A 24,481-nucleotide genomic window follows, 5' to 3' on the forward strand; every position below is an offset into this window, starting at 1 on the left:
GGAAAGCCGAAAACGTGGGCCGCAGGCGCAAGCCGCTCAGTGGAAGGTATGGGACTCCGCCGGGAAGGCCCCTGCGACGACGTCCTCCGCGAAGGACTTGGCCGCTCCGCCGAGGAGGGCCCGCAGGTCCAGGTACTGCTTGACGAACTTGGGCACGCGGCCGGCGTTGAGGCCGGCCATATCGGTCCACACCAGGACCTGCGCATCGCAGTCGAGGCCCGCACCGATGCCGACGGTCGGGATGTAGAGCGAACGGGTGACCTCGGCGGCCAGCTCGGCGGGTACGGCCTCCAGGACGACCGCGAACGCACCGGCGTCCTGAACCGCCTTCGCATCGCGCAGCAGCTGCTGGGCGGCCTCCTCGCCGCGGCCCTGGACGGGGTAGCCGCCGTAGGCGTTGACCGACTGCGGGGTCAGTCCGACATGGGCCATCACCGGAATGCCGGACGAGACCAGCAGCTCCACCTGGCCGGCGGAGCGCTCACCGCCCTCCAGCTTGACGGCGCCCACTCCCGCTTCCTTCACCAGCCGGGTGGCGTTGCGCAGCGCCTGCACCGGCCCTTCCTGGTACGCGCCGAACGGCAGATCGCCGACGACGAGCGCGCGCTTGGTGCCCCGGACGACCGCCGCGGACAGCAGCGTGATCTCGTCCATGGTGACCGGCACGGTGGATTCGTAGCCGAGGTGGCAGTTGCCCATCGAGTCGCCGACGAGCAGGACGGGGATCCCGGCCTCGTCGAAGACGGAGGCGGTCATCGCGTCGTAGGCGGTGAGCATCGGCCACTTCTCGCCGCGCTCTTTGGCGGCGGCGATATCGCGCACGGTGACCCGGCGCGAACCCGTTCCTCCGTACAGCGACTTGTCGACCGGCTTCTGGGCAGGCGAAAGCTGCGTCATGGTGACGGCTCCTGTTCGTCATCTCGAAGCACCCTGACGGTGTCCCCGGAATCCCCTCCATGCTGGCACGGCCCGTGCACAAAGGAAAAGGGAGCGGGGGTGGCCGGTCCGTTCACCCGGAGGAGGGGGCGCGCCCGGCGCGCATTCCGATACGGAACGGGTTCGTATCGCAAAGCGCTAGCGTGCCCGGCATGGCCACCTCACCCACCGCCCCTGGCGCATCCCCGGGCCCGCAGATTCCGGCCCGTATCCACCGCCGCCGCTGGGCGATCCTGTCCACCCTCATGCTCAGCCTGCTGATCGTGGTGCTGGACAACTCGATCCTCAACGTCGCCATGAAGACGATCGCCACCCCGGCCCCGGTCGGCCTCGGTGCCACGCAGAGCGAGCTGGAGTGGGCGATCAACTCCTACACCCTGGTCTTCGCCGGTCTGCTGTTCACCGCGGGCCTGCTCGGCGACCGCATCGGCCGCAAGAAGGTGCTGCTCTTCGGTCTGGCCGTCTTCGGTGCCGGGTCGGTGCTGGCCGGGATCTCCGGCTCGCCCACCGAGCTGGTCATCTTCCGTGCCGTGATGGGCCTGGGCGGCGCCTTCGTCATGCCGGCCACCCTCGCCATCCTGATGAACGTCTTCGAGCGGGAGGAGCAGCCCCGGGCGATCGGTATCTGGGCCGGCGGGGTGGGCATCGCCATCGCGGTCGGGCCGATCGCCGGCGGACTGCTGCTGGACCACTTCTGGTGGGGCTCGGTCTTCATGATCAACGCCCCGATCGTGCTGCTCTCGCTGGTCGCGATGGTGATCCTGGTGCCCGACTCCAGGGATCCGCACCCGGGCCGGATGGACCCGTTCGGGGTGCTGCTGTCCGTCGTCGGGCTGGTGCTGCTGGTCTACGGGATCATCAAGGGCGGCCAGCTCGCCGACTTCACCGACCCGCAGGTGGTCGGCACGGTCGTCGGCGGCCTGGTGGTGCTGACCGTCTTCGTGCTGCACCAGAAGCGCAGCGACCATCCGTCCATCGACATCAGCTACTTCCGGGTGCCCGCCTTCTCGGCCGCCATCGCCGCCATCGCGCTGGTCTTCTTCGCGCTGATGGGCGTCTCGTTCTTCGCCGTCTTCTACATCCAGAGCGTGCGCGGCTACAGCCCGCTGCAGGCCGGGCTGCTGTTCCTGCCGCTGGCCGCCGCCCAGCTGCTCTTCTCCTCGCGGGCCCGGCTCGCCGTGGACCGCTACGGCTCCCGCGCGGTGTGCACCTTCAGCATGTTCGTGGTGGCCGACACCATGCTGGGCCTGCTGCTGCTGACCGAGCACACCCCGATCTGGATCATGGAAGCGCTGCTCTTCCTCCAGGGGGCCGGTATGGCGCACATCATGCCGCCGGCCACCGTCGCGGTGATGCAGTCACTGCCGCGCGAGAAGGCGGGTTCCGGGTCGGCGCTCAACAACGTCTTCCGGCAGGTCGGCGGCACCCTGGGCGTCGCCGTCCTCGGCTCGCTGCTGTCGACGAGCTACCGCGACGGCATCGAGGGCGCGCTGGACGCGGTGCCGGGACTGCCGCCCGCCGCCCGGCACGCGGCCGGCGAATCCATCGAAGCGACCCTCGGTCTCGCCGACCGGCTGGGCCCGGCGGGCCGGCCGCTGGCCGCCGCGGCCGATGACGCCTTCATCCACGCCATGCATGTCACCGCGCTCGGCTCGGCCGCCGTCGCGCTGCTCGGGGCCCTGGTGAGCGCGCTGTTCCTGCCGGGCAAAATGGAGCCGGCGCCGCAGGAGGCGGAGCCCCGGGAGGAGCGGAAGGCGGGCGTGGAGAGATGAGCCGGGCGGCGGAGGATGCCGAGGGTGCGGCAGCCGGGGGGCGGCCGGGACCGGCCACCCCCGCGGGCCGCGGCCGGCCGCGCAGCGCCGCGGCCGACTCCGCCATCGTCGAGGCCGTGCTGCGCCTGATCGAGGAGGGGGCCTCCATAGGCGAGTTGTCCATGGAGGGCATCGCCCGTGCGGCGGGCGTCGGCAAGGCCACGGTCTACCGCCGCTGGTCCGGCAAGAGCGCCCTGCTGCTCGACGTCATGCGGTCCCTGGACGCACCGAGCCCGCCGCCGGCCGGTCTCTCGGTACGTGATGATCTGGTCGCGCTGCTGGAGTTCCTGCGCCGCCGCGGGCTGGCCAAGCGCAGCTCCGCGCTGATGCGCAGCCTCGTCAGTCATGTGCAGGCGCAGCCGGAGCTGTGGGCGGAATATCACGACACGGTCGTACGGGCCCGCCGTGACGCGCTGCTCGGCGTGCTCCGGCGCGGGGTGGCGAGCGGCGAGATCCGCGCCGACCGCGATCTGGAGACCCTCGCGGATCTCTTCGTCGGCCCGATGCTGGCGCGTGCGCTGCTCCACGAGTGGAAGGAACTGCCCGAGGGGCTCCCGGCGGATATCGTCGATACGGTTCTGGAGGGCGTACGGCCGGGGCGGGAACGGTGAGCGCGGCGGGCCGAACTCCCCGGCTTCCGGGCCGGGTTGAATGCCCGGTGACCTCCCGTTGGACTGGCTCGGGGGACGTGCTCCAGGATGGACGCCGACCCGCCCGGCGACCCGTCCGAGGGTCCGTCATGTGACTGGATCATGCTCGTTCTGTCACAGCGGTCGTCACAACCCCGGGGGCCGGAACCCCGACCCGTCACCGCGCCGTCCTCACTTCTAAGAACGCCCATTACAGGCCATCGCCTAGGGTCGGGGACCACAGGTGAGGCGCAGCAGAGCAAGGTAGTGAGGTCAGCTAAATGGCGCAGGCATATATGACGGAGCCGGGACAGGGGCACAACCCCGGGCAGGCCGGTTCCCGGGCCGAACGCCTGCGGAACTGGTGGCGTCCCGAGGGGATGTGGCGACGCGGCATCGTGCTGGCGGTGCTCGCCGTGGTGCTCGGCCTGCTGATGCTTCTGCACGCGCGAATCCCCAACGACGTGGGCAATCTGGGCAGTTTGCTGGAGACCTTCCTGCCGTGGCTGGGGCTGTGCATCCCGGTGCTGCTGGTCCTCGCGGTGCTGCGCCGCTCGGCGACCGCGCTGGTCGCGCTGGTGCTGCCGGTCTTCGCCTGGGTCAATCTCTTCGGCGGGCAGATCACCGACAAGGCGGACACCGGCGGCAATCTCACCGTTGCCACACATAACGTCAATGCCGAGAACCCCGACCCGGCGGCCACCGCCAGGGACATCGTGGCGTCCGACAGCGATGTGGTGGCCCTGGAGGAGCTGACCGGTGAGGCGCTGCCCGCCTACCGGAACGGGCTGGCGAAGGCGTATCCGTACCACACGGTCCAGGGCACCGTCGGGCTGTGGAGCAAGCGCCCGCTGTCCGATGCCAAGCCGGTGGACATCAAGATGGGCTGGACCCGCGCGCTGCGCGCCACGGTCACCGCCGAGGACGGTCAGAAGGTCGCGGTCTATGTCGCGCATCTGCCGTCGGTACGGGTCAAGTTGGCGGCGGGCTTCACCGCCAATCAGCGCGACGGCAGCGCCGCGGCGCTCGGCGAGGCGATCGCCGCCGACCCGGAGAAGAAGGTGGTGCTGCTGGGCGATCTCAACGGCACCATGAACGACCGCTCGCTGGCCCCGGTCACCTCCCAGATGCGCTCGGCCCAGGGCGCCGCGGGTGACGGCTTCGGATTCAGCTGGCCGGCGGCGTTCCCGATGGCCCGGATCGACCAGATCATGATGAAGGGGGTCGACCCGGTCAAGGCATGGGTGATGCCCGCGACCGGCAGCGACCACCTTCCGGTCGCGGCGGCGCTGAAGATCTGACGGGTGTCGGCGGGCCGGCCGGGGCGGGCCCGCCCGCCTCGGCGGGAATGATCTGACGCGGGCTCGTCACGCCCCGTTTCCGTGCCGGAATACTGCGCCTGAGAGACTTTGTTCCGTAAGAGAACTTATTGCTTACGGTCCGCTGTCCGCGTGCCCGCCGCACGCCACACCCCCGAAAGGTCTTTCATGCCCTTGGCTCTGCTCGCTCTTGCGATCTCGGCCTTCGGTATCGGCACCACGGAGTTCGTGATGATGGGCCTGCTGCCCAATGTCGCGGACGATCTGGGCACCTCGGTGCCCACCGCCGGCTACCTCGTCTCCGCCTATGCCCTCGGCGTCGTCATCGGCGCCCCGCTCCTGACCGCCCTCGGCTCCCGTATCCCGCGCAAGCGGATGCTGGTCTGGCTGATGGCGGTCTTCACGGTCGGCAACCTCGCCTCCGCCCTGGCCCCCACCTTCGGGCTGCTGGTCGCCGGGCGGCTGCTGGCCGGTCTGCCGCACGGCGCGTTCTTCGGCGTCGGCGCGGTGGTCGCGGCCCGGCTGGTGCACGAGGGCCGGCAGGCCCGCGCGGTCGCCACGATGTTCCTCGGCCTGACCATCGCCAACATCATCGGGGTGCCCGCCGCGACCCTCCTGGGCCAGCAGCTCGGCTGGCGCGCCACCTTCCTCATCGTGGCCGCCATCGGTCTGGTCGCGATGGCCTCGCTGGCCCGGCTGATCCCCCCGCTGCCGGCCGAGGAGCACACCGGCCTGGGCCGCGAACTGCGGGCGCTCGGCAACCGCCAGGTGCTGCTCGGCCTGCTCACCACCGTCTTCGGCTTCGCCGGGATCTTCGCCGTCTACAGCTACCTCGCGTCGATGATGACCGAGGTCACCGGCTTCGCGGCGGGCTCGGTCCCGCTGGTCCTCGCCCTCTTCGGCATCGGCATGACCCTCGGCGCGCTGGCCGCGGGCCCGCTCACCGACCGGGCCCTGCGCTCGACCCTGTACGGCTCGCTGGCCGCCCTGGCGCTCGTCCTGACCGCCTTCCACTTCACCGCGCAGGTGCGGTGGGCGGCGCTGGTCACGGTCGTCGTCATCGGTGCCGTCGGCTTCCTGACCACCACCCCGCTCCAGATGCTGGTGATGAACAAGGCCCAGCAGGCCCCGACCCTGGCCGCCGCCTCCAACCAGTCCGCCTTCAACCTGGCCAACGCCGGCGGCGCCTGGGTCGGCGGTCTGGCCCTGTCGGCCGGCTGGGGCTGGACCTCCCCGACGCTGGTCGGAGCGGTCCTGGCGGCCCTCGGTCTGGCCGTCGCCCTGGTGGCCGGTGTGCTGGACCGCGGCGCTCATGACACGTCCCGGATCGTGGCCCGCAGTGGCGAGGGGGACGTCGAGCGGGCCACCGGCGCGACGGCCCCGGCTACCGGCGCGACGGCCCCGGCCACCGGCGTGGCGGACCCGGCCACCGGTGCCGCGGCGGTGCCCACCGGGGACCGGATCGGCTGACGGCGCGCGGCGGCCGGGCCGGGGGCGATCCGGGGCGGCGGGCTACCCGGACCGGCGCGCCCTCAGCCCCCTCGGCCCCCTCAGCCCCCTCAGCCCCCTTCCCGCCAGTGGTTGGTGATCGGCAGCCGACGGTCCTTGCCGAAGCCCTTCGCGGAGATCTTGGCGCCGGGTGGGTACTGGCGGCGCTTGTACTCGGCGTGGTCGACCATCCGCAGCACCCGCGTCACCAGGCCGTCGTCGAAGCCCTGGGCGACGATCTCCTCCCGGCCGTGGTCGCGGTCGACATAGAGCTCCAGGATGCGGTCCAGGACGGCGTAGTCGGGGAGCGAGTCGGTGTCGACCTGGCCGGGGCGGAGCTCGGCGCTCGGGGGCTTGCTGAGGGTGTGCTCCGGGATCGGCGGGGTCTGGCCGCGGTCGGCGGCGGCCTGATTGCGCCAGCGGGCCAGTTGGTAGACGACGGATTTGTAGACGTCCTTGATGGGGCCGTAGCCGCCCACCGAATCGCCGTAGAGGGTCGAATAGCCGCAGGCCAGCTCGGACTTGTTGCCGGGGGCCAGGACCAGGTGGCCCTCCTGGTTGGAGATGGCCATCAGGGTGGTGCCCCTCAGGCGCGACTGGAGATTCTCCTCGGCGAGACCGGTCAGCGGCAGCGCGGCCATGTAGGCGTCGAACATCGGGCCGATCGGCACCGTACGGAAGGACAGGCCCGTACGGCGGGCGAGTTCGGCGGCGTCGGTCAGTGAGTGCTCCGACGAATAGCGGGACGGCATCGCCACCGCATGCACCTGGCCGGGCCCCAGCGCGTCACAGGCCAGGGTGGCGACCAGCGCGGAGTCGATCCCGCCGGAGAGGCCCAGCACCACACTGCGGAAGCCGTTCTTGGTGACATAGCCGCGCAGGCCGACGACCAGCGCGGTGTAGATCTCCTCCAGGTCGGGGAGGCGCTCGGCCCGGTCGCCGGGGGGCCCGGGAGGGGAGGACGGCAGGGGGTCGGGGGAGAGGGTGACATGGGTGACGCGCAGCCCGTCGTCCAGGATCCCCGAGGGCGGTGCGGGCGCCGCGGCCGGCAGGTCCAGGTCGACCAGCACACAGCCCTCCGCGAACTGCGGGGCCCGTGCGATCACCCCGCCCTCCTTGTCGACCACGATCGAGTCGCCGTCGAAGACCAGCTCGTCCTGCCCGCCGATCATCGCCAGATAGGCGGTGGTGCAGCCGGCCTCCCGGGCCCGCCTGCGGACCAGCTCCAGCCGGGTGTCGTCCTTGTCCCGCTCGTACGGTGAGGCGTTGACCGACAGCAGCAGCCCGGCGCCCGCGCTGCGCGCCGCCGGCACCCGGCCGCCGTCCTGCCACAGGTCCTCGCAGATGGCGAGCGCCACATCCACCCCGTGCACCCGTACGACGGGCAGCGTGTCGCCGGGGACGAAGTAGCGGAACTCGTCGAAGACGCCGTAGTTGGGCAGGTGGTGCTTGGCGAAGGACAGCGCGACCCCGCCCCCGTACAGCACGGCGGCGGCGTTCTGCGGAGCGCCCGCGGGGCGGCCGTACTGCGGGGTGGCCTGGGCGCCGCGGTCGAGATAGCCGACGATCACCGGCAGGCCGCCCAGCCCCTCCTCGGCCAGCCGCCCGGCCAGCGTCCGCAGCGCGGCGCGGCTGGCCTCCACGAAGGAGGGGCGCAGCGCGAGGTCCTCGACGGGGTAGCCGGTCAGCGCCATCTCGGGGAACGCGACGAGGTGCGCGCCCTGGCCGGCGGCGTGCCGGGTCCAGTGCAGGATCGTCTCCGCGTTCCGTGCGAGGTCGCCGACACAGGAATCGATCTGATTGAGGGCGAGGCGAAGGTGAGGCACCCCGCCAGTCTAATCGTCTTTCTGACGCAATGGGGGGTCGGAGCGGCGGATCGGCGGCCGGGGACCTGTAGCGGGCCACCGTCCGGCCCCACCGGCCCGACCCGGCCGCACCACCCCCGCAGGTCACCCCTTCAGATACCCCAGCACCGTCATCATCCCCGACTCCGAGTGATAGACGTTGTGGCAATGGACCATCCACAGCCCGGGGTTGTCGGCGTCGAATTCGACATTGAGGCGGCGTCCGGGCAGCACGATCGCGCTGTCCTTGCGGGGCCCGCCGTCCGGCAGCGCGAAGTGGTGCCCGTGGATGTGGACGGGGTGCCACATCCGGGTGTGGTTGCGGATGGCGAGCCGTACCCGCTCACCTGCCCGGATCGGGGTGCGGTCCCGCGGTGAGTACTGCCGGCCGTTGATCGCCCAGTCGAACTTCGCCATCGAGCCGGTGAGATTCAGCTCGACGGTCCGGTCGGGGCGGCGGGCCACGGCCCGTGCGCTCTCGGCGGCCCGCAGCCGGTACGCGGACAGCAGCTTGCCGTCCAGCTCCCTGGGCCGGGTGGAGCGGCCGGGTGTCCGGCCGCTGCCGGTGCGCAGCACGGCCTGTGCCGAGTGCTTCTTGCCCTCGGCGAGCGCGGTCAGCGGGAAGACGCCGTCCTTCGCGGTGACCAGCACGTCATAGCGCTCGCCCATGCCGAGCAGCAGCGTGTCGGTCTCGGCGTGCTCGACGGGGAAGCCGTCGGCGTGCGTCACGGTCATGGTGTGGCCGCCGAGCGCGACGCGGTAGGCGGTGTCGCCGCCCGCGTTGATGAACCGGATCCGGATGCGGTCGCCGGGCTTGGCGCGGCAGACGTCCGGCGCCTCCGCCAGCCGGCCGTTGATGAGGTGGAACGGGTAGTCCACATCGCCCGCGTCGCCGCCCAGCAGCGTGCTGCGGGAGCCGGTCAGGACCCGCGACGGGCCGCCGGCGCGCCTGCTCCCGCCGGTCGCGGGTGCGCCGTGGTCCCCGACGCTCGCTCCGGTCTCCCCCTCGTCCCTGTGCATACCGCCGCCGTGGCCGTGACCGGAGTGGCCGCCCATACCGTGGTTCAGCTCGGCCAGCACATCGTCCGGGGTGCTGCCGTCCACCCCGTCGAGCCAGTCGTCCAGCACGATGACCCACTCCCGGTCGTAGGAGAGCGGCTCCTTGGGGTCCTCGACGATCAGCGGTGCGTACAGCCCGCGGTCCTGTTGGACGCGGGAGTGCGGGTGGAACCAGTACGTACCGGGGTGGGTGACGGTGAACCGGTAGGGGAAGGAGACGCCGGGCATGATCGGCCGCTGGGTGAGGGTGGGGACACCGTCCATGTCGTTGCGCAGCGCCAGTCCGTGCCAGTGCACGGAGGTGGACTGCGGCAGATGGTTGGCGAGGGTCAGGGCGAGGGTGTCGCCCGCGGTGACCCGCATTTCCTTGCCGGGCAGCACGTCGTCGTACGCCCAGGTGTGGACGGTGCGCCCGCCCAGGTCGATACGGGCCGGGGTGGGGGTCATCCTGAACTCGCGCACCGGGCCCGAGCCCCGCTTGCGCTCGGCGTCGGCGACCTCCGGGCCGTCCGGGGCCACGTAGTCGGACGGACGGTCGTGGGGCTCGTGGGGCCCGCGGGCGTGGTCCCTGCCGTCCGTGCCGGAGTGCGGGCCGGAGCTGAATTCGCCGGTGGCGCGGGCGGCCAGCAGGCCGCTGCCGACGACGGCGATACCCGCGCCGAGCAGGGCGCGGCGGGAGTGCGTACGCATGAGAAGCACCTCGTGACGGTGTCGCAGGGGAGGGATACGGGCCTGGGGCACTGCCGCGCGCTCCGGGGGCGTCGGCGGCAGCGGCGCGCTGCTAGGCGCGCGGCACCGACAGGCGGTCGCGGAGTCCGGGGCGCGGCGGCGCGGATATCGGCCACGGTCCGCGCAGCGGACGGACGCGCCGGGCGACGGCCTTGCCCTGATCCCGCATCGCAGTCCTCTCGACGGAACGACGAACCGGCGGACGCCGGGGAGGCCGGCGCCTCGGAGCCCGCCCCCGCCTATTCTTGACCCCTCCGCGCCCCCGGGCGTGCCGGGCGTTCCGTACCGGCGGCCGGGTCCACCCGATCACCCGGATCCGTTCCCGCCCGGCCGGGGAACGGACCCCTCAATTCCGGGTCAATGAGCCCTCAGGGACCGCCCAAGACTGCCCCAAGCACCCCCGATTGCCGCCCCCGGCCGCGCTGAGGACGCGCGCGGCGGGAAAGATGCGAGGTGAGGGTTACGGGACGGCGGTTCTGGTTCAGGCCAAGGGTGCGTAATGTGACGGTAACCCCCTCACGTGATACTGGTGCCACAGCACGTTGTTCCACGTGGCTGGACGGGCCGATTGACCTGCAAGGATTGGTGACCCATGGACAAGCAGCAGGAGTTTGTGCTCCGTACGCTGGAGGAGCGCGACATCCGCTTCGTACGGCTGTGGTTCACCGACGTGCTCGGGTTCCTGAAGTCCGTGGCGGTGGCCCCCGCGGAGCTGGAGCAGGCCTTCGACGAGGGCATCGGCTTCGACGGCTCGGCCATCGAGGGATTCGCGCGGGTGTACGAATCCGACATGATCGCCAAGCCTGATCCCGGCACCTTCCAGATCCTGCCCTGGCGCGCCGAGGCCCCCGGCACCGCCCGGATGTTCTGCGACATCCTGATGCCGGACGGCTCCCCCTCCTACGCCGACCCGCGCTATGTCCTCAAGCGCATCCTGGCCAAGACCTCCGACCTCGGGTTCACCTTCTACACCCACCCCGAGATCGAGTTCTTCCTGCTCAAGGACAAGCCCGTGGACGGCCAGCGGCCGACCCCCGGCGACTCCTCCGGCTACTTCGACCACACCCCGCAGAACGTCGGCATGGACTTCCGCCGCCAGGCGATCACGATGCTGGAGTCGATGGGCATCTCGGTGGAGTTCAGCCACCACGAGGGCGCCCCCGGCCAGCAGGAGATCGATCTGCGCTACGCCGACGCTCTCTCGACCGCCGACAACATCATGACCTTCCGGCTGGTCATGAAGCAGGTCGCGCTGGAGCAGGGCGTGCAGGCCACCTTCATGCCCAAGCCGTTCTCGGAGTACCCGGGCTCGGGCATGCACACCCACCTCTCACTCTTCGAGGGCGACCGCAACGCCTTCCACGAGTCCGGCTCGGAGTACCAACTCTCCAAGGTCGGCCGCTCGTTCATCGCCGGACTGCTGCGGCACGCCGGGGAGATCTCCGCCGTCACCAACCAGTGGGTCAACTCCTACAAGCGCATCTGGGGCGGCACCAACCGCACCGCGGGCGCCGGTGGCGAGGCCCCCTCCTACATCTGCTGGGGCCACAACAACCGCTCCGCGCTGATCCGCGTGCCCATGTACAAGCCCGGCAAGATGGGCTCCACACGGGTCGAGGTCCGCTCCATCGACTCCGGCGCCAACCCCTATCTGACCTACGCCGTGCTGCTCGCGGCCGGTCTCAAGGGCATCGAGGAGGGCTACGAGCTCCCGGCCGGCGCCGATGACGACGTCTGGGCGCTGTCCGACTCCGAGCGCCGGGCGATGGGCATCGAGCCGCTGCCGCAGAACCTCGGCGAGGCCATCGAGCTGATGGAGCGCAGCGAACTGGTCGCCGAGACCCTCGGCGAGCACGTCTTCGACTTCTTCCTCCGCAACAAGAAGCAGGAGTGGGAGGAGTACCGCTCCGAGGTCACCGCCTTCGAGCTGCGCAAGATGCTGCCCGTGCTCTGAGCCACCGCGCCACCGAGAGGCTGCACCATGGCACTTCCCGCTCCGCAGGGACGGCGGAGCAGCACCTTCACCCGGCTGCTGAGGCACGGTTTCACCGACCCCTCGGCGGCCGGGGAGCTGCTCGATTCCCCCGCGTTCGCGTCCGTACGCGATGACTCGGTACTGCTGGAGGCGCTGGGTGCCACCGCGGACCCGGACCTCGCGCTGCACAGCCTGGCCCGTCTGGTCGAGGCCCAGGAACCGGACGAGCAGCAGGCGCTGCTGAGCACCGTCGTCGCGGCGAAACCGCTGCGCGACCGGCTGCTGGGCGTGCTGGGCGCCTCCGAGGCGCTCGCCGACCACCTCGTCCGGCACCCGGGCGACTGGCAGTCGCTGGTCACCTACGAGTCGGTGGACCTGCACCCCACCACCCCCGAGTTCGAGCTGGCGCTCGCCGAGGGCATCTGGGCCGGCCGGAACGCCGAACGGCCGCGCGCGGACGCGCTGCGCACCGCCTACCGCCGCTCCCTGCTGGGCATCGCGGCCCGCGATGTCTGCGGTACGACCGATGTCGCCGAGGCCGCCGCGGAGCTGGCGGACCTGGCCACCGCCACCGTCCGGGCCGCCCTGGAGGTCAGCTACGAAGAGGCGCCCGGCGACGCCGCGGTGTGCCGGCTGGCCGTCATCGGCATGGGCAAATGCGGCGGCCGCGAACTCAACTACGTCTCCGACGTCGATGTCATCTTCGTCGCCGAGGCCAAGGAGGGCGTGGACGAGGCCAAGGCCCTCCAGGCCGCGACCCGGCTCGCCGCCCGCATGATGCGGCTCTGCTCGGACAACACCGCCGAGGGCACGATCTGGCCGGTGGACGCCAATCTGCGCCCCGAGGGCCGCAACGGCCCGCTGGTCCGCACCCTCTCCAGCCATCTCGCCTACTACCAGCGCTGGGCCAAGACCTGGGAGTTCCAGGCGCTGCTCAAGGCCCGCCCGATGGCCGGTGACCTCCAGCTGGGCCAGGAGTACGTGGACGCGCTGGCGCCCATGGTGTGGCAGGTCGCCGAGCGGGAGAACTTCGTCGCCGATGTGCGGCAGATGCGCCGCCGGGTCGTCGAGAACATCCCCGTGGCCCAGGTCGAACGGGAACTCAAGCTCGGCCCCGGCGGACTGCGCGATGTCGAATTCGCCGTCCAGCTGCTGCAACTGGTCCACGGCCGCAGCGATGCCACCCTGCGCAGCGCCACCACCCTCGACGCCCTCGCGGCGCTGGCGGCCGGCGGCTATGTCGGACGCCAGGACGCCGCGGCCCTGGACGCCGCCTACCGCTTCCTGCGCACCCTGGAACACCGGATCCAGCTCTTCCGGATGCGCCGTACGCATCTGATGCCCGAGGACGAGGGCGAACTGCGGCGGCTGGCCCGCTCGCTGGGCCTGCGCACCGAACCGGTCGACACCCTCCGCAAGGAGTGGCGCTGGCACGCCCGCGAGGTGCGCCGACTGCACGAGAAGCTCTTCTACCGCCCGCTGCTCGACGCCGTCGCCCACCTGGAGCCCGGCGAGACCCGGCTCTCGGCCAGGGCCGCCGGCCACCGCCTCGAAGCCCTCGGCTACAACGACCCGGTCGCCGCCCTGCGCCACCTGGAGGCCCTCGCCTCCGGCGTCACCCGCAAGGCCGCCATCCAGCGCACCCTGCTGCCGGTGCTGCTCGCCTGGTTCGCGGACTCCGCCGACCCGGACGCCGGACTGCTCAACTTCCGCAAGGTCTCCGACGCGCTCGGCAAGACCCCTTGGTATCTGCGGCTGCTGCGCGACGAGGGCGCCGCCGCCGAGAACCTCGCCCGGGTGCTGTCGGCCGGCCGCCTCGCCCCCGACCTGCTGCTGCGCGCCCCCGAGGCGGTCGCCCTGCTCGGCGCCCCCGACGGGCTCCAGCCGCGCTCCCGGGCCGCGCTGGAGCAGGAGGTACTGGCCGCGGTCGGCCGCGCGGACGGTGCGGAGGCGGCGGTCGCGGCGGCCCGCGGAGTGCGCCGCCGGGAGCTGTTCCGTACGGCCGCAGCGGACGTCATCGGCGCGTACGGCACGGAGTTCAGCCCCGCGGAGAACGACCACGGCCAGTCCGTCGACGCCGTCGGCTCCGCCGTCTCCGACCTCAACGCCGCCACCCTCGCCGGTGCGCTGCGCGCCGCGGTCCGCGACCAGTGGGGCGACACCCTGCCCACCCGCTTCGCGGTGATCGGCATGGGCCGCTTCGGCGGCCATGAGCTCAACTACGGCTCGGACGCCGACATCCTCTTCGTCCACGAGCCCCGCGACGGCGCCGACGAGCAGGAGGCCGCCAAGGCCGCCCACGCCGTCGCCAACGAGATGCGCCGGCTGCTCGAACTCCCCTCCTCCGACCCGCCGTTGCTCGTCGACGCGGACCTCCGCCCGGAGGGCCGCACGGGCCCGCTGGTACGGACCCTCGCCTCCTACGCGGCCTACTACCGCCGCTGGTCCCTGGTCTGGGAATCGCAGGCCCTGCTGCGCGCCGAACCGGTCGCCGGCGACAGCGACCTCGGCCGTCGGTTCATCGAGCTGATCGACCCGCTGCGCTACCCCGCCGAGGGCCTCGGCGACGACGCGGTCCGCGAGATCCGCAAGCTCAAGGCCCGCATGGAGGCCGAGCGACTGCCCCGCGGCGCGGACCCGACCACCCACGCCAAGCTCGGCCGCGGCGGCCTCAGCGACGTCGAGTGGACCGTGCAGCTCCTCCAGATGCAGCACGGCTGGGAGATCCCCGGCCTGCGCACCACCCGCACCCGCGAAGCGCTGGCCGCTGCCCATGCGGCCGGTCTCATCGAGACCGAGGATGCCCAGATCCTCGATGAGGCATGGGTCCTGGCCGCCCGCGTACGCAACGCCGCCATGATCGTCCGGGGGCGCCCCGGCGATACGTTCCCCGTCGACGGCCGGGAGGTGGCCGCTGTTGGCCGCTACCTCGGCTACGAGGAGGGGCACATCGGGGAGATGATCGACGACTACCGGCGGGTGACGCGGCGGGCGCGGGGGGTCGTCGAGCAGCTCTTTTACGGGGCGTAGCTCCCACGTCGCTACGCCATGGCCAGGCGGGCCATCCGGTGGGGCAGCGAGCCGTACCACACGCACGCCAGCGCGAAGCCGAAGGACAGGCACAGGGCTCCGCCCAGCGCGTCCAGCCAGAAGTGGTTGGCCGTGGAGACGATGACCAGGAGGGTCGTGGCGGGGTAGAGGAGGCCGAGGACGCGGCACCAGAGGGGCTTGGCCAGGAGGGCGATGGTGAGGCCGCACCAGAGGGACCAGCCGATGTGCATGGAGGGCATCGCGGCGTACTGGTTGGACATGGAGGCGAGGTTCCCGGAGGCCAGGGAGCCCCAGGTGCCGTGGTGGACGAGGGTGTCGATGAAGCCGCCGTCCGGCATCAGGCGGGGTGGCGCCAGGGGGTAGAGGTAGTAGCCGGTGAGGGCGATGGCGGTGGTGGCGAACAGGGCCAGCCGGGCGGCGGCGTAGCGGCCGGGGTGCCAGCGGTAGAGCCAGATCAGGACGCCGATCGTCACGACGAAGTGCAGTGTCGCGTAGTAGTAGTTCATGGTGACGATCAGCCACGTCACGGAGTTCACCGCGTGGTTGACGGTGCGTTCGACGGCGATACCCAGGGAGTGTTCTGCCTGCCAGATCCAGTCGGCGTTCTTGAGGGCCTGGATCTTCTGCTCGGGGACGGCGTTGCGGATCACCGAGTAGGTCCAGTAGCTGACCGCGATCAGCAGGATCTCGAACCAGAGCCGGGGGGAGCGAGGGGAGCGCAGACGGGCCAGTCGGCCTTCGGTCGCCGGGCGGTCCGCGTGTTCCCCCTCGGGTGGCGGGGTGGTCGGCGGGCCGTCCAAAATCCTCGTCTTCGCATCACCCATAGGCAGACAGTCTGCCAGAAACGGACTTCTTGCCGATCATCCTTCGGGCGGGTATTCGAGGCCCTGAATGGGACCTGCGGGGGATGTACGGGCCCCCTACTCCCGGGTGATGCCGCGCTCAGTGCGCGCGCAGCGGCTTGGGAATACGAGCCGTTGTGCGCGGCGCGGAGGCGGTCGAGCCGCGTACCACCAGCTCGGGGTGGAAGACGAACTCGCTGTGGGGAGCCGGGGTTCCGCCGACCTCTTCCAGGAGGGCCCGTACCGCCGCCTGTCCCATGGCCGTGACCGGCTGCCGGATCGTGGTCAGCGGCGGGTCGGTGAAGGCGATGAGGGGGGAGTCGTCGAAGCCGACCACGGAGAGGTCGTGGGGGACATCGAGCCCGCGCTGGCGGGCCGCGCGGATCGCGCCGAGCGCCATCATGTCGCTGGCGCAGACGATGGCCGTGGCGCCCCGCTCGATCAGCGCGCTCGCCGCGGCCTGGCCGCCCTCCAGTGTGTAGAGGGAGTGCTGGATGAACGGCTCCGCCTCGGCCGGGGTGGTCTGCAGCCGCTCCTGCATGGCGCGGACGAAGCCCTCGATCTTGCGCTGTACGGGCACGAAGCGCTTGGGGCCGAGGGCCAGCCCGATCCGCCGGTGGCCGAGCGCGCCGAGGTGGGTGACCGCCAGGTCCACCGCGGCGCGGTCGTCGGGGGAGACGAAGGGCGCCTGGACCTTGTCGGAGAAGCCGTTGATGAGGACGAACGGGACGCCCTGGCCGCGCAGCTGCTCATAGCGCTGCATATCGGCGGAGGTGTCCGCGTGCAGCCCGGAGACGAAGATGATGCCGGCCACCCCGCGGTCCACCAGCATCTCGGTCAGCTCGTCCTCCGTGGAGCCGCCGGGGGTCTGGGTCGCCAGGACGGGCGTATAGCCCTGGCGGGTCAGCGCCTGCCCGATGACCTGGGCGAAGGCCGGGAAGATCGGGTTCTCCAGCTCCGGGGTGATCAGCCCGACCAGCCCGGCGCTGCGCTGCCGCAGCCGCACCGGGCGCTCGTAGCCCAGCACATCGAGGGCGGCGAGCACGGACTGGCGGGTGGTGGCGGAGACACCGGGCTTCCCGTTGAGAACCCGGCTGACGGTGGCCTCGCTGACACCCGCCTGTGCTGCGATATCGGAGAGCCGGGCGGTCATGGGTGGGACTGTACCGTTCGGCTCTCAGATTGCCCACCAGGTGCAGCTGTCGCCGGGGAGCACCGCGGCGGCTCCGTCGCCGGTCAGCGGGGTGCTGGCCAGCAGCAGCGCACCGGGCGGCGGCAGTTCCACCTCGTGACCCAGTGTGTTGACGGTGCACAGCAGGCCGGGGCGGGTGAAGGCGAGCACCCCGTCCGGTGCGGGGGCCCAGCTCATCTCTCCGTCGCCCAGTCCCGGCAGTCGGCGCCGTAGTGCGAGGGCGGTGCGGTAGAGCTCCAGGGTGGAGGCGGGGGTGCCGGTCTGGGCCTCGACGGTGAGCGCTGCCCAGTCGCCGGGCTGCGGGAGCCAGCTGCCGCCGTCGCCGAAGCCGTACGGCGGCAGCTCGCCGGACCAGGGGAGCGGCACCCGGCAGCCGTCGCGGAAGCCGTCCTGGCCGCTGGTGGCGGCCGCGCCCGCGGTCCCGTCGCCACGGAAGAACGCCGGGTCCTGGCGGACCTCGTCGGGGAGGTCGGTGACCTCGGGCAGGCCCAGTTCCTCGCCCTGGTAGAGGTAGGCGGAGCCGGGCAGCGCCAGCATCAGGAGGGTGGCGGCGCGGGCGCGGTCCAGGCCGCCGCCGAGCCGGGTGGTGTGGCGTACGACGTCGTGGTTGGACAGCACCCAGGTCGTCGGGGCGCCGACCGAGGTGGTGGCGGCGAGCGAGGCGTCGATGACCGAGCGCAGGGCGCCGGCCTCCCAAGGGGCGTTCAGGAACTGGAAGTTGAACGCCTGGTGGAGTTCGTCGGGGCGGACGTAGAGGGCGAGGCGTTCGGCGGTGGGGGCCCACGCCTCGGCGACACCGACCACCTGCCTGCCGTGGGTGTCGCCGTAGCCGTCCAGCAGGCGGCGCCAGGCGCGGTGGATGGTGTGCACCCCGTCCTGGTCGAAGAACGGCAGCACCTGATTGCCGATCAGCTTGGCCTGCTGGCCGTGGCCGATGTCCGGCAGGCCGGGTGCCTTGATCATGCCGTGCGCGACATCGACCCGGAAGCCGTCCACCCCGAGGTCGAGCCAGAAGCGCAGGATGGCCTCGAACTCGGCGTGCACCTCCGGGTTGTCCCAGTCGAGGTCGGGCTGCTCGGGGGCGAAGAGGTGCAGATACCAGTCGCCGCGCTCGGTGCGGGTCCAGGCCGGGCCGCCGAAGACCGACTCCCAGTCGTTGGGCGGGAGTTCGCCGTGCTCTCCCTTGCCGGGGCGGAAAAGGTAGCGCTGCCGGGCCAGCTCGGGGTCCCGGAACCACGGGTGCCGGTCGGAGGTGTGGTTGGGGACGATGTCGACGATCACCCGCAGGCCCAGCTCATGGGCGGTGCGGATCAGATCGTCGGCATCCTGGAGGCTGCCGAAGAGCGGGTCGACGGCGCGGTAGTCGGCGACGTCGTATCCGCCGTCGGCCTGGGGTGAGGCATAGAACGGGGTGAGCCAGACGGCGTCCACCCCCAGGTCCCTGAGGTACGGCAGCCGGGCGCGGGCGCCGCGCAGATCGCCGATCCCGTCGCCGTCGCTGTCGGCGAACGAGCGCACGTACACCTGGTAGATGACGGCGTCGCGCCACCACCCCGGACCTCGGCCCGTCGCGGGCGTCCGGGGGGCGGGGCTGGGGGAAGTGAGCTCCTGGGTCATCTGCCGTCCCTGTCGAGATCAAGAGGCGTCGGTGCCTTCACGGAATCAACGCTCGGGCGGGCGCGGGGTGACGGTGCCGAGGGCGCTCGAAGGGTCCCGTTCCAGCCATCTCATTGCAATTCGTTCCCATGGTCTTGCAGAAATTTGCCGCAAGGTCTTTCGGTTCGCTTTCCGCGCTGTTACGTTCCTGACCGCCATCTGAGGCATTTCCCTAAGGAGTTCACATGCGGCGTGGCATACGGGGCGCAACGGCCACCGCGCTGGTAGCGGGCCTGGCACTGGCAGCGACAGCGTGCGGCGGAGGCGACAGCGGCAATGGCGGCGACAGCGGGGGTGAACTGTCCGGAACCGTTACCTTCTGGGACACCTCCAACGACGCCGAGAAGGCGACGTACCGCAAACTTGCCGAGGGTTTCCAGAAGCAGCACCCCAAGGTCCACGTCAAATATGTGAACGTCCCGTTCGGTGACGCCAACGCCAAGTTCAAGAACGCGGCCGGCGGCAACTCCGGCGCCCCCGACGTGATGCGCACCGAGGTCGCCTGGACCGCTGACTTCGCCAACCTCGGCTACCTCGCCCCGCTCGACGGCACCCCCGCCCTCGACAAGACCGGCGACTACCTCCCGCAGGCCGTCGGCTCCACGAAGTTCAAGGGCAAGACCTACGCCGCACCCCAGGTCATCGACACCCTCGGCCTCTTCTACAACAAGAAGCTCCTCAAGGACGCCGGCGTCGAGGTCCCCAAGTCCTTCGCCGAACTGGCCACCGCCGCCAAGAAGATCAAGGCCAAGACCGGCGCCACCGCCCTCTATCTGCGCGGCGACGACCCCTACTGGTTCCTGCCCTATCTCTACGGCGAGGGCGGCGACATGGTCGACGCCCGCGACAAGGTCGTGCAGATCGACGACGGCGCCGGCGTCAAGGCGTTCAAGACGATCAAGGGTCTGGTGGACTCCAAGGCCGCGGTCACCGATGCCACCGATGGTTACGAGAACCAGATCAAGGCCCTCAAGGACGGCACCGTCGCGATGGCCGTCGACGGGCCCTGGGACATCGAGGCCGCCCGCGCCGGCAAGGCGTTCAAGGACAAGAAGAACCTCGGCGTCGCCCCCGTGCCCGCCGGGTCCAAGGCCCAGGGCTCCCCGCAGGGCGGCTGGAACCTCTCCGTCTACGCCGGCAGCAAGAACCTCCGGGCCTCCTACGCCTTCGTGAAGTACATGAGCTCAGCCGAGGTCCAGCAGGAGACCAACGAGAAGCTCAGCCTGCTGCCCACCCGCAAGTCCGTGTACGAGGTGCCGGCCGTCAAGAACAACGAGATGGTGCGGTTCTTCAAGCCCGCCGTCGATGGTGCCGTGCAGCGCCCCTGGATCGCCGAGGGCAACTCGCTCTTCGAGCCCGTCAAGGTCCAGATGAACAAGGTGCTCACCGGCGCCGCCACGCCCGAGCAGGCCGCCAAGGCGACCGGCAACGCCTACCGGAAGCTGCTCAAGGACTACAAGTGACCTTCGCCGTACGGCTGCGCCGGGCGCTGGGCACCCACTGGTACGCATGGACGATGGTCGCCCCGGTGGTACTCGTCATCGGGGTGATCATCGGCTACCCGCTGGTGCGCGGTGTCTTCCTCTCGCTCACGGACGCCAATGAGGCCAACGTCGAGCGGAACATCGGCGTCAACCACCTCCCCGCCACCTACAAGTTCACCGGCCTGGACAACTACCAGGCGGTGCTGGCCGACGGCGTCTTCTGGGACCGCCTCGGCTGGACGGTCCTGTGGACCGTCGGCTGTGTCTCGCTGACGTTCCTGACCGGACTCGCCCTGGCGAACATGCTCAACCGGACCCTGCGCGGCCGCACCTTCTACCGCCTCGCGCTGATCCTGCCGTGGGCCATCCCCGCCTTCATTTCCGTCTTCACCTGGCGGATGCTCTACAACGAGAAGAACGGCATCCTCAACAAGCTGCTGGCCGGCGGCGGCATCGACGCGGTCCCCTGGCTCAACGACCCCACCTGGGCCAAGCTCTCGGTCATCGCCGTCAACGTCTGGCTGGGCGTGCCTTTCATGCTCGTCGCGCTGCTCGGCGGCCTGCAGTCCATACCGGGCGAGCTGTACGAGGCCGCCGAGATGGACGGCGCGAGCGCCTGGCAGCGCTTCCGCAACATCACCGTCCCCGGCCTGCGCGCCGTCAGCAGCACAGTGATCCTGCTCTCCACCATCTGGACCTTCAACATGTTCCCGGTGATCTTCCTGCTGACCCGGGGCGGCCCCGGCGACGCCACCGAGATCCTGGTGACCTACGCCTACCGGCTCTCCTTCCTCGACAGCCCCCGCAACTTCTCCGAGTCCGCGGCCTGGGGCGTCCTGATCCTGGTCCTGCTCTCGGCCGTCGCGGTCGTCTACCGCCGGGCGCTGCGCAAGCAGGGAGAAGCGTGGTGACCATGACCCGCAAGCGCAACCAGCGTTCCCGCCCGGCCTCGGTCGCCCTGCACACGGCGCTGCTCGTCGCCGCCGCGGTGGCCGTCTTCCCGCCCCTGTGGCTGCTGGTGACGTCCTTCAAACCGAAGAACGACGCCTTCACCACCGGCCTCGTCACCGACTTCACCTTCGCCAACTACACCCACGTACTGGCCGACACCGAGTTCCTGACCTGGTTCCAGAACTCCGTGATCATCGTCGGGCTGACCACCGTCCTCGGTGTCTTCATCGCCGCCACCACCGGCTACGCCGTCAGCCGCTTCCGCTTCCCCGGAATGCGTCCGCTGATGTGGCTGCTGCTGATCACCCAGATGTTCCCGGTCGCGGTCCTGATCGTGCCGCTCTACAACCTCCTGGCGAGCCTCGGCCTGCTCAACCAGCCCGCGGGCCTGGTCATCACCTACCTGACCATCGCCGTCCCGTTCTGCGCCTGGATGATGAAGGGCTTCTTCGACACCATCCCGGTGGAGATCGACGAAGCGGGCCGGGTCGACGGCCTCAACCCGTTCGGCACCTTCTGGCGGCTCGTCCTGCCGCTGGCCCGCCCCGGCCTGGCCGTCACCGGCTTCTACACCTTCGTCACCGCCTGGGCCGAGGTCGCCTACGCCTCCGCGTTCATGACCGGCGAGGAGAACCTCACGCTCGCCGGCGGGCTGCAGACCTTCGTCAACCAGTACACCAACGACTGGGGTTCGATGACCGCCGCCGCCGTGATCATCGCCGTCCCGGCCGCCCTCGTCTTCGCCTTCGCCCAGCGCCACCTCGTCGCCGGTCTGACGGCCGGCACCACCAAGGGTTGAAATGACTCCACAGCACAACGTCACCCCTGAGAACGTCACTCCTGCCACCGACTGGTGGCGCGACGCGGTGATCTACCAGGTCTATCCGCGCAGCTTCGCCGACGCCAACGGCGACGGGATGGGGGACCTGGCCGGTGTCCGCAGCCGGTTGCCCTACCTGCGCGACCTGGGCGTGGACGCCGTCTGGCTCAGTCCCTTCTACGCCTCGCCGCAGGCCGACGCCGGGTACGACGTCGCCGACTACCGCGCCATCGACCCGATGTTCGGCACCCTGCCCGACGCCGAGGCCGTCATCACCGAGGCCCACCGCCTGGGGCTGCGCATCATCGTCGACCTCGTCCCCAACCACTGCTCCGACCAGCACGCATGGTTCCGCCGCGGACTGACGGAGGGCCCCGGCTCGACGCTCCGCGAACGCTTCCACTTCCGCAAGGGCCGCGGCGAGAACGGCGAACTCCCGCCCAACGACTGGGAGTCCCTCTTCGGCGGCCCCGCCTGGACCCAGGTCCCCGACGGGGAGTGGTACCTCCACCTCTTCGCCCCCGAGCAGCCCGACTTCAACTGGGACCACCCCGCCGTGCAGGACGAATTCCGCTCCATCCTGCGCTTCTGGCTGGACCTGGGCGTGGACGGCTTCCGGGTGGACGTCGCCCACGGCCTGGTCAAGGCCCCCGGCCTGCCCGACATGGGCCGGGGCGAGCAGCTGAAACTGCTCGGCAACCAGGTCCTGCCGTTCTTCGACCAGGACGGCGTCCACGACATCTACCGCTCCTGGCGCACCGTCCTCGACGAGTACTCCGGCGACCGACGGCCCGGCTCCCTCCCCGGCGACCGGATCGCGGTCGCCGAAGCCTGGGCCCCCACCGCCGACCGCACCGCCCTCTACGTCCGCCCCGACGAACTCCACCAGGCGTTCAACTTCCATTACTTGAACACGGAGTGGGACGCGGCCACCCTCCGCGAGGCGATCGACTCGTCCCTGGACGCCATGCGCCCGGTGGCGGCCCCGACGACCTGGGTGCTGTCCAACCACGACGTCGTACGCCACCGCACCCGGCTCGGCGGCGGCCTGGACCGCGCCCGCGCCGCCACCCTCCTGATGCTGGCACTGCCCGGCTCCGCCTACCTCTACCAGGGCGAGGAACTGGGCCTGCCCGAGGTCACCGACCTGCCCGACGAGGTCCGCCAGGACCCCTCCTTCTTCCGGGACAGCGGCCAGGAGGGCCTGCGCGACGGCTGCCGGGTACCGCTCCCGTGGCACGGCGACGAGGCCCCGTACGGCTTCGGCGACGGCGGCAGCTGGCTGCCCCAGCCCGACGACTGGGCGGCCCTCACCGTCGAAGCCCAGACCGGCGACCCCACCTCCACCCTGGAGCTCTACCGCACCGCCCTGGCACTACGGCGCCGACAGCCGGGACTGGGCGCGGGCGACGCGGTCGAGTGGCTGGCCGCCCCCGACGGCGTCCTGGCTTTCCGCCGCCCCGGCGGGCTGGTCTGCACGGTCAATACGACCGGGGCCCCGGTCCGGCTGCCCGCCCCGGGGCGGCTGCTGCTCTCCTCACGCCAACTGGCCGCAACTGACGGTGAGTTCGAGCTGCCCGCCGACACCGCCATCTGGTGGAAGGAGTGACCCTGCCCCATCCCCATCCCCATGCCGCGCCCCGGCTCTCCGACATCGCCGCCCAGGCGGAGGTCAGCGAGGCGACCGTCAGCCGGGTACTGAACGGCAAGGCGGGCGTGGCGGCGAGCACCCGACGCCGGGTGCTCGCCGCGCTCGACGTCCTCGGCTACGAGCGTCCCGTACGGCTGCGCCGCCGCAGCGCCGGGCTGGTGGGGTTGGTCATCCCGGAGCTGACCAACCCCATCTTCCCCGCCTTCGCCCAGATCATCGAGCAGTCGCTGGCGGGCCACGGCTACACCCCGGTGCTCTGCACCCAGATGCCCGGCGGAGCCACCGAGGACGAACTCGTCGAGCAACTGGAGGAGCGCGGCGTCACCGGCATCGTCTTCCTCTCCGGCCTGCACGCCGACACCCGCGCCGACCCGTCCCGCTACACCCGCCTGGCCGCCCGGGGCGTCCCGTTCGTCCTCATCAACGGCTACAACGCGCACATCGACGCGCCGTTCGTCTCACCCGACGACGTCGCGGCGGCCCGGATGGCCGTGCGCCACCTGGCCGAGCTGGGGCACGGGCGGATCGGACTGGCCGTCGGCCCGGCCCGCTATGTGCCCTCCCGCCGCAAGGCCGAGGGCTTCGCGGCGGCGCTGGGCGAGTCGTTCGGCCTGTCGAGGGGGCAGGCCGAACGGCGCGTCCGGCACACCCTGTTCAGCGTGGAAGGCGGACACGCGGCCGCCGCCACGCTGCTCGACGACGGCTGCACCGGCATCGTCTGCGGCAGCGACCTGATGGCCCTCGGCGTCGTACGGGCGGCCCGCCAACGCGGCCTGAGCGTCCCGGCCGACCTCTCGGTCGTCGGCTTCGACGACTCCCAGCTGATCGCCTTCACCGACCCACCCCTGACCACGGTGCGCCAGCCGGTCCAGGCGATGGCGACGGCGGCGGTCGGCGCCTTGATCGAGGAGATCCACGAACGGGCGGCGGGCCGCCGGGAACCGCCCCGACGCACCGAGTTCGTCTTCCAGCCGGAACTGGTGGTGCGGGGCTCGACCGGTCCGGTGGTGCGCGCATGAGCCTTCCCGCTGTGGCCCCGGGTCG

General features: G+C 71.2%; 17 protein-coding genes. 11 read left to right on the plus strand and 6 right to left on the minus strand.

Translation table 11 applies throughout. The annotated features are described in order from the left end of the window. Window positions 1-36: 36 nt before the first annotated feature. Entirely contained in the window at window positions 37-897 is an 861-nt protein-coding gene (gene panB / locus STRTU_RS25735) for a 3-methyl-2-oxobutanoate hydroxymethyltransferase (RefSeq protein WP_159746406.1), read from the minus strand. A gap of 191 nt (window positions 898-1,088) precedes the next feature. Here panB and STRTU_RS25740 point away from each other — a divergent pair, with 191 nt between their 5' ends. The 4 genes from STRTU_RS25740 to STRTU_RS25755 all read left to right on the plus strand — a co-directional run bounded on the left by STRTU_RS25740 (window position 1,089) and on the right by STRTU_RS25755 (window position 6,165). Next, entirely contained in the window at window positions 1,089-2,708 is a 1,620-nt protein-coding gene (locus STRTU_RS25740) for an MFS transporter (protein ID WP_159746407.1), read from the plus strand. Beyond that, the gene (locus STRTU_RS25745; RefSeq protein WP_159746408.1) at window positions 2,705-3,358 is read left to right on the plus strand and encodes a TetR/AcrR family transcriptional regulator; all 654 of its coding nucleotides are present in this window, start codon (window positions 2,705-2,707) and stop codon (window positions 3,356-3,358) included. The genes STRTU_RS25740 and STRTU_RS25745 overlap by 4 nt, the downstream gene beginning before the upstream one ends. A 314-nt stretch (window positions 3,359-3,672) precedes the next feature. After that, window positions 3,673-4,677, plus strand: coding sequence for an endonuclease/exonuclease/phosphatase family protein (locus tag STRTU_RS25750; RefSeq protein WP_389852367.1), 1,005 nt, complete (start codon window positions 3,673-3,675; stop codon window positions 4,675-4,677). A gap of 186 nt (window positions 4,678-4,863) precedes the next feature. Continuing rightward, window positions 4,864-6,165 carry an MFS transporter gene (locus STRTU_RS25755; RefSeq protein WP_159746410.1) on the plus strand — a complete coding sequence of 434 codons (1,302 nt, stop codon included), beginning with the start codon at window positions 4,864-4,866 and terminating at the stop codon, window positions 6,163-6,165. Window positions 6,166-6,254: 89 nt separating this feature from the next. On the opposite strand, the gene STRTU_RS25760 is transcribed toward STRTU_RS25755, so the two are convergent. Both STRTU_RS25760 and STRTU_RS25765 read right to left on the minus strand, forming a co-directional pair. Then, window positions 6,255-8,009 (minus strand): NAD+ synthase, encoded by a 1,755-nt coding sequence (locus STRTU_RS25760; RefSeq protein ID WP_159746411.1) that lies wholly within the window; start codon window positions 8,007-8,009, stop codon window positions 6,255-6,257. A 123-nt stretch (window positions 8,010-8,132) separates the two neighbouring features. Further along, on the minus strand, window positions 8,133-9,776 hold the full coding sequence (locus tag STRTU_RS25765; RefSeq protein WP_159746412.1) for a multicopper oxidase family protein: 1,644 nt from the start codon (window positions 9,774-9,776) through the stop codon (window positions 8,133-8,135). A gap of 631 nt (window positions 9,777-10,407) precedes the next feature. On the opposite strand from STRTU_RS25765, the gene glnA reads away from it, so the two are divergent. Together glnA and STRTU_RS25775 are read left to right on the plus strand one after the other, a co-directional pair. Then, complete coding sequence (gene glnA / locus STRTU_RS25770; protein ID WP_159746413.1) at window positions 10,408-11,769, plus strand: type I glutamate--ammonia ligase; 1,362 nt, start codon at window positions 10,408-10,410, stop codon at window positions 11,767-11,769. 27 nt (window positions 11,770-11,796) lie between these two features. After that, window positions 11,797-14,820 (plus strand): bifunctional [glutamine synthetase] adenylyltransferase/[glutamine synthetase]-adenylyl-L-tyrosine phosphorylase, encoded by a 3,024-nt coding sequence (locus STRTU_RS25775; RefSeq protein ID WP_159746414.1) that lies wholly within the window; start codon window positions 11,797-11,799, stop codon window positions 14,818-14,820. An 11-nt stretch (window positions 14,821-14,831) separates the two neighbouring features. Here the strand turns inward: STRTU_RS25775 and STRTU_RS25780 are convergent, their stop codons facing one another. From STRTU_RS25780 to STRTU_RS25790, 3 genes are all read right to left on the minus strand, one after another. Then, on the minus strand, window positions 14,832-15,665 hold the full coding sequence (locus STRTU_RS25780) for a phosphatase PAP2 family protein (RefSeq protein WP_246241247.1): 834 nt from the start codon (window positions 15,663-15,665) through the stop codon (window positions 14,832-14,834). Between the two features lie 118 nt (window positions 15,666-15,783). Further along, on the minus strand, window positions 15,784-16,836 hold the full coding sequence (locus STRTU_RS25785) for a LacI family DNA-binding transcriptional regulator (RefSeq protein ID WP_269777391.1): 1,053 nt from the start codon (window positions 16,834-16,836) through the stop codon (window positions 15,784-15,786). A 24-nt stretch (window positions 16,837-16,860) separates the two neighbouring features. Further along, on the minus strand, window positions 16,861-18,492 hold the full coding sequence (locus STRTU_RS25790) for a glycoside hydrolase family 13 protein (protein ID WP_159746415.1): 1,632 nt from the start codon (window positions 18,490-18,492) through the stop codon (window positions 16,861-16,863). 224 nt (window positions 18,493-18,716) lie between these two features. On the opposite strand from STRTU_RS25790, the gene STRTU_RS25795 reads away from it, so the two are divergent. The 5 genes from STRTU_RS25795 to STRTU_RS25815 are packed head-to-tail and all read left to right on the plus strand — an operon-like array spanning window position 18,717 to window position 24,456. Continuing rightward, a complete protein-coding gene (locus STRTU_RS25795) occupies window positions 18,717-19,994 on the plus strand; it encodes an extracellular solute-binding protein (protein WP_159746416.1) in 1,278 nt (425 codons plus the stop codon). Window positions 19,995-20,047: 53 nt separating this feature from the next. Continuing rightward, the gene (locus STRTU_RS25800) at window positions 20,048-20,926 is read left to right on the plus strand and encodes a carbohydrate ABC transporter permease (protein ID WP_371873682.1); all 879 of its coding nucleotides are present in this window, start codon (window positions 20,048-20,050) and stop codon (window positions 20,924-20,926) included. A 2-nt stretch (window positions 20,927-20,928) separates the two neighbouring features. Beyond that, window positions 20,929-21,765, plus strand: coding sequence for a sugar ABC transporter permease (locus STRTU_RS25805; protein WP_159747221.1), 837 nt, complete (start codon window positions 20,929-20,931; stop codon window positions 21,763-21,765). A 1-nt stretch (window position 21,766) separates the two neighbouring features. Next, window positions 21,767-23,395, plus strand: a complete 1,629-nt coding sequence (locus tag STRTU_RS25810; protein WP_159746418.1) for a glycoside hydrolase family 13 protein — start codon at window positions 21,767-21,769, stop codon at window positions 23,393-23,395. Continuing rightward, entirely contained in the window at window positions 23,392-24,456 is a 1,065-nt protein-coding gene (locus tag STRTU_RS25815) for a LacI family DNA-binding transcriptional regulator (protein ID WP_272591813.1), read from the plus strand. The genes STRTU_RS25810 and STRTU_RS25815 overlap by 4 nt, the downstream gene beginning before the upstream one ends. Window positions 24,457-24,481 lie beyond the last annotated feature (25 nt).

It is taken from the genome of Streptomyces tubercidicus, from assembly GCF_027497495.1.
GTDB lineage: Bacteria > Actinomycetota > Actinomycetes > Streptomycetales > Streptomycetaceae > Streptomyces > Streptomyces tubercidicus.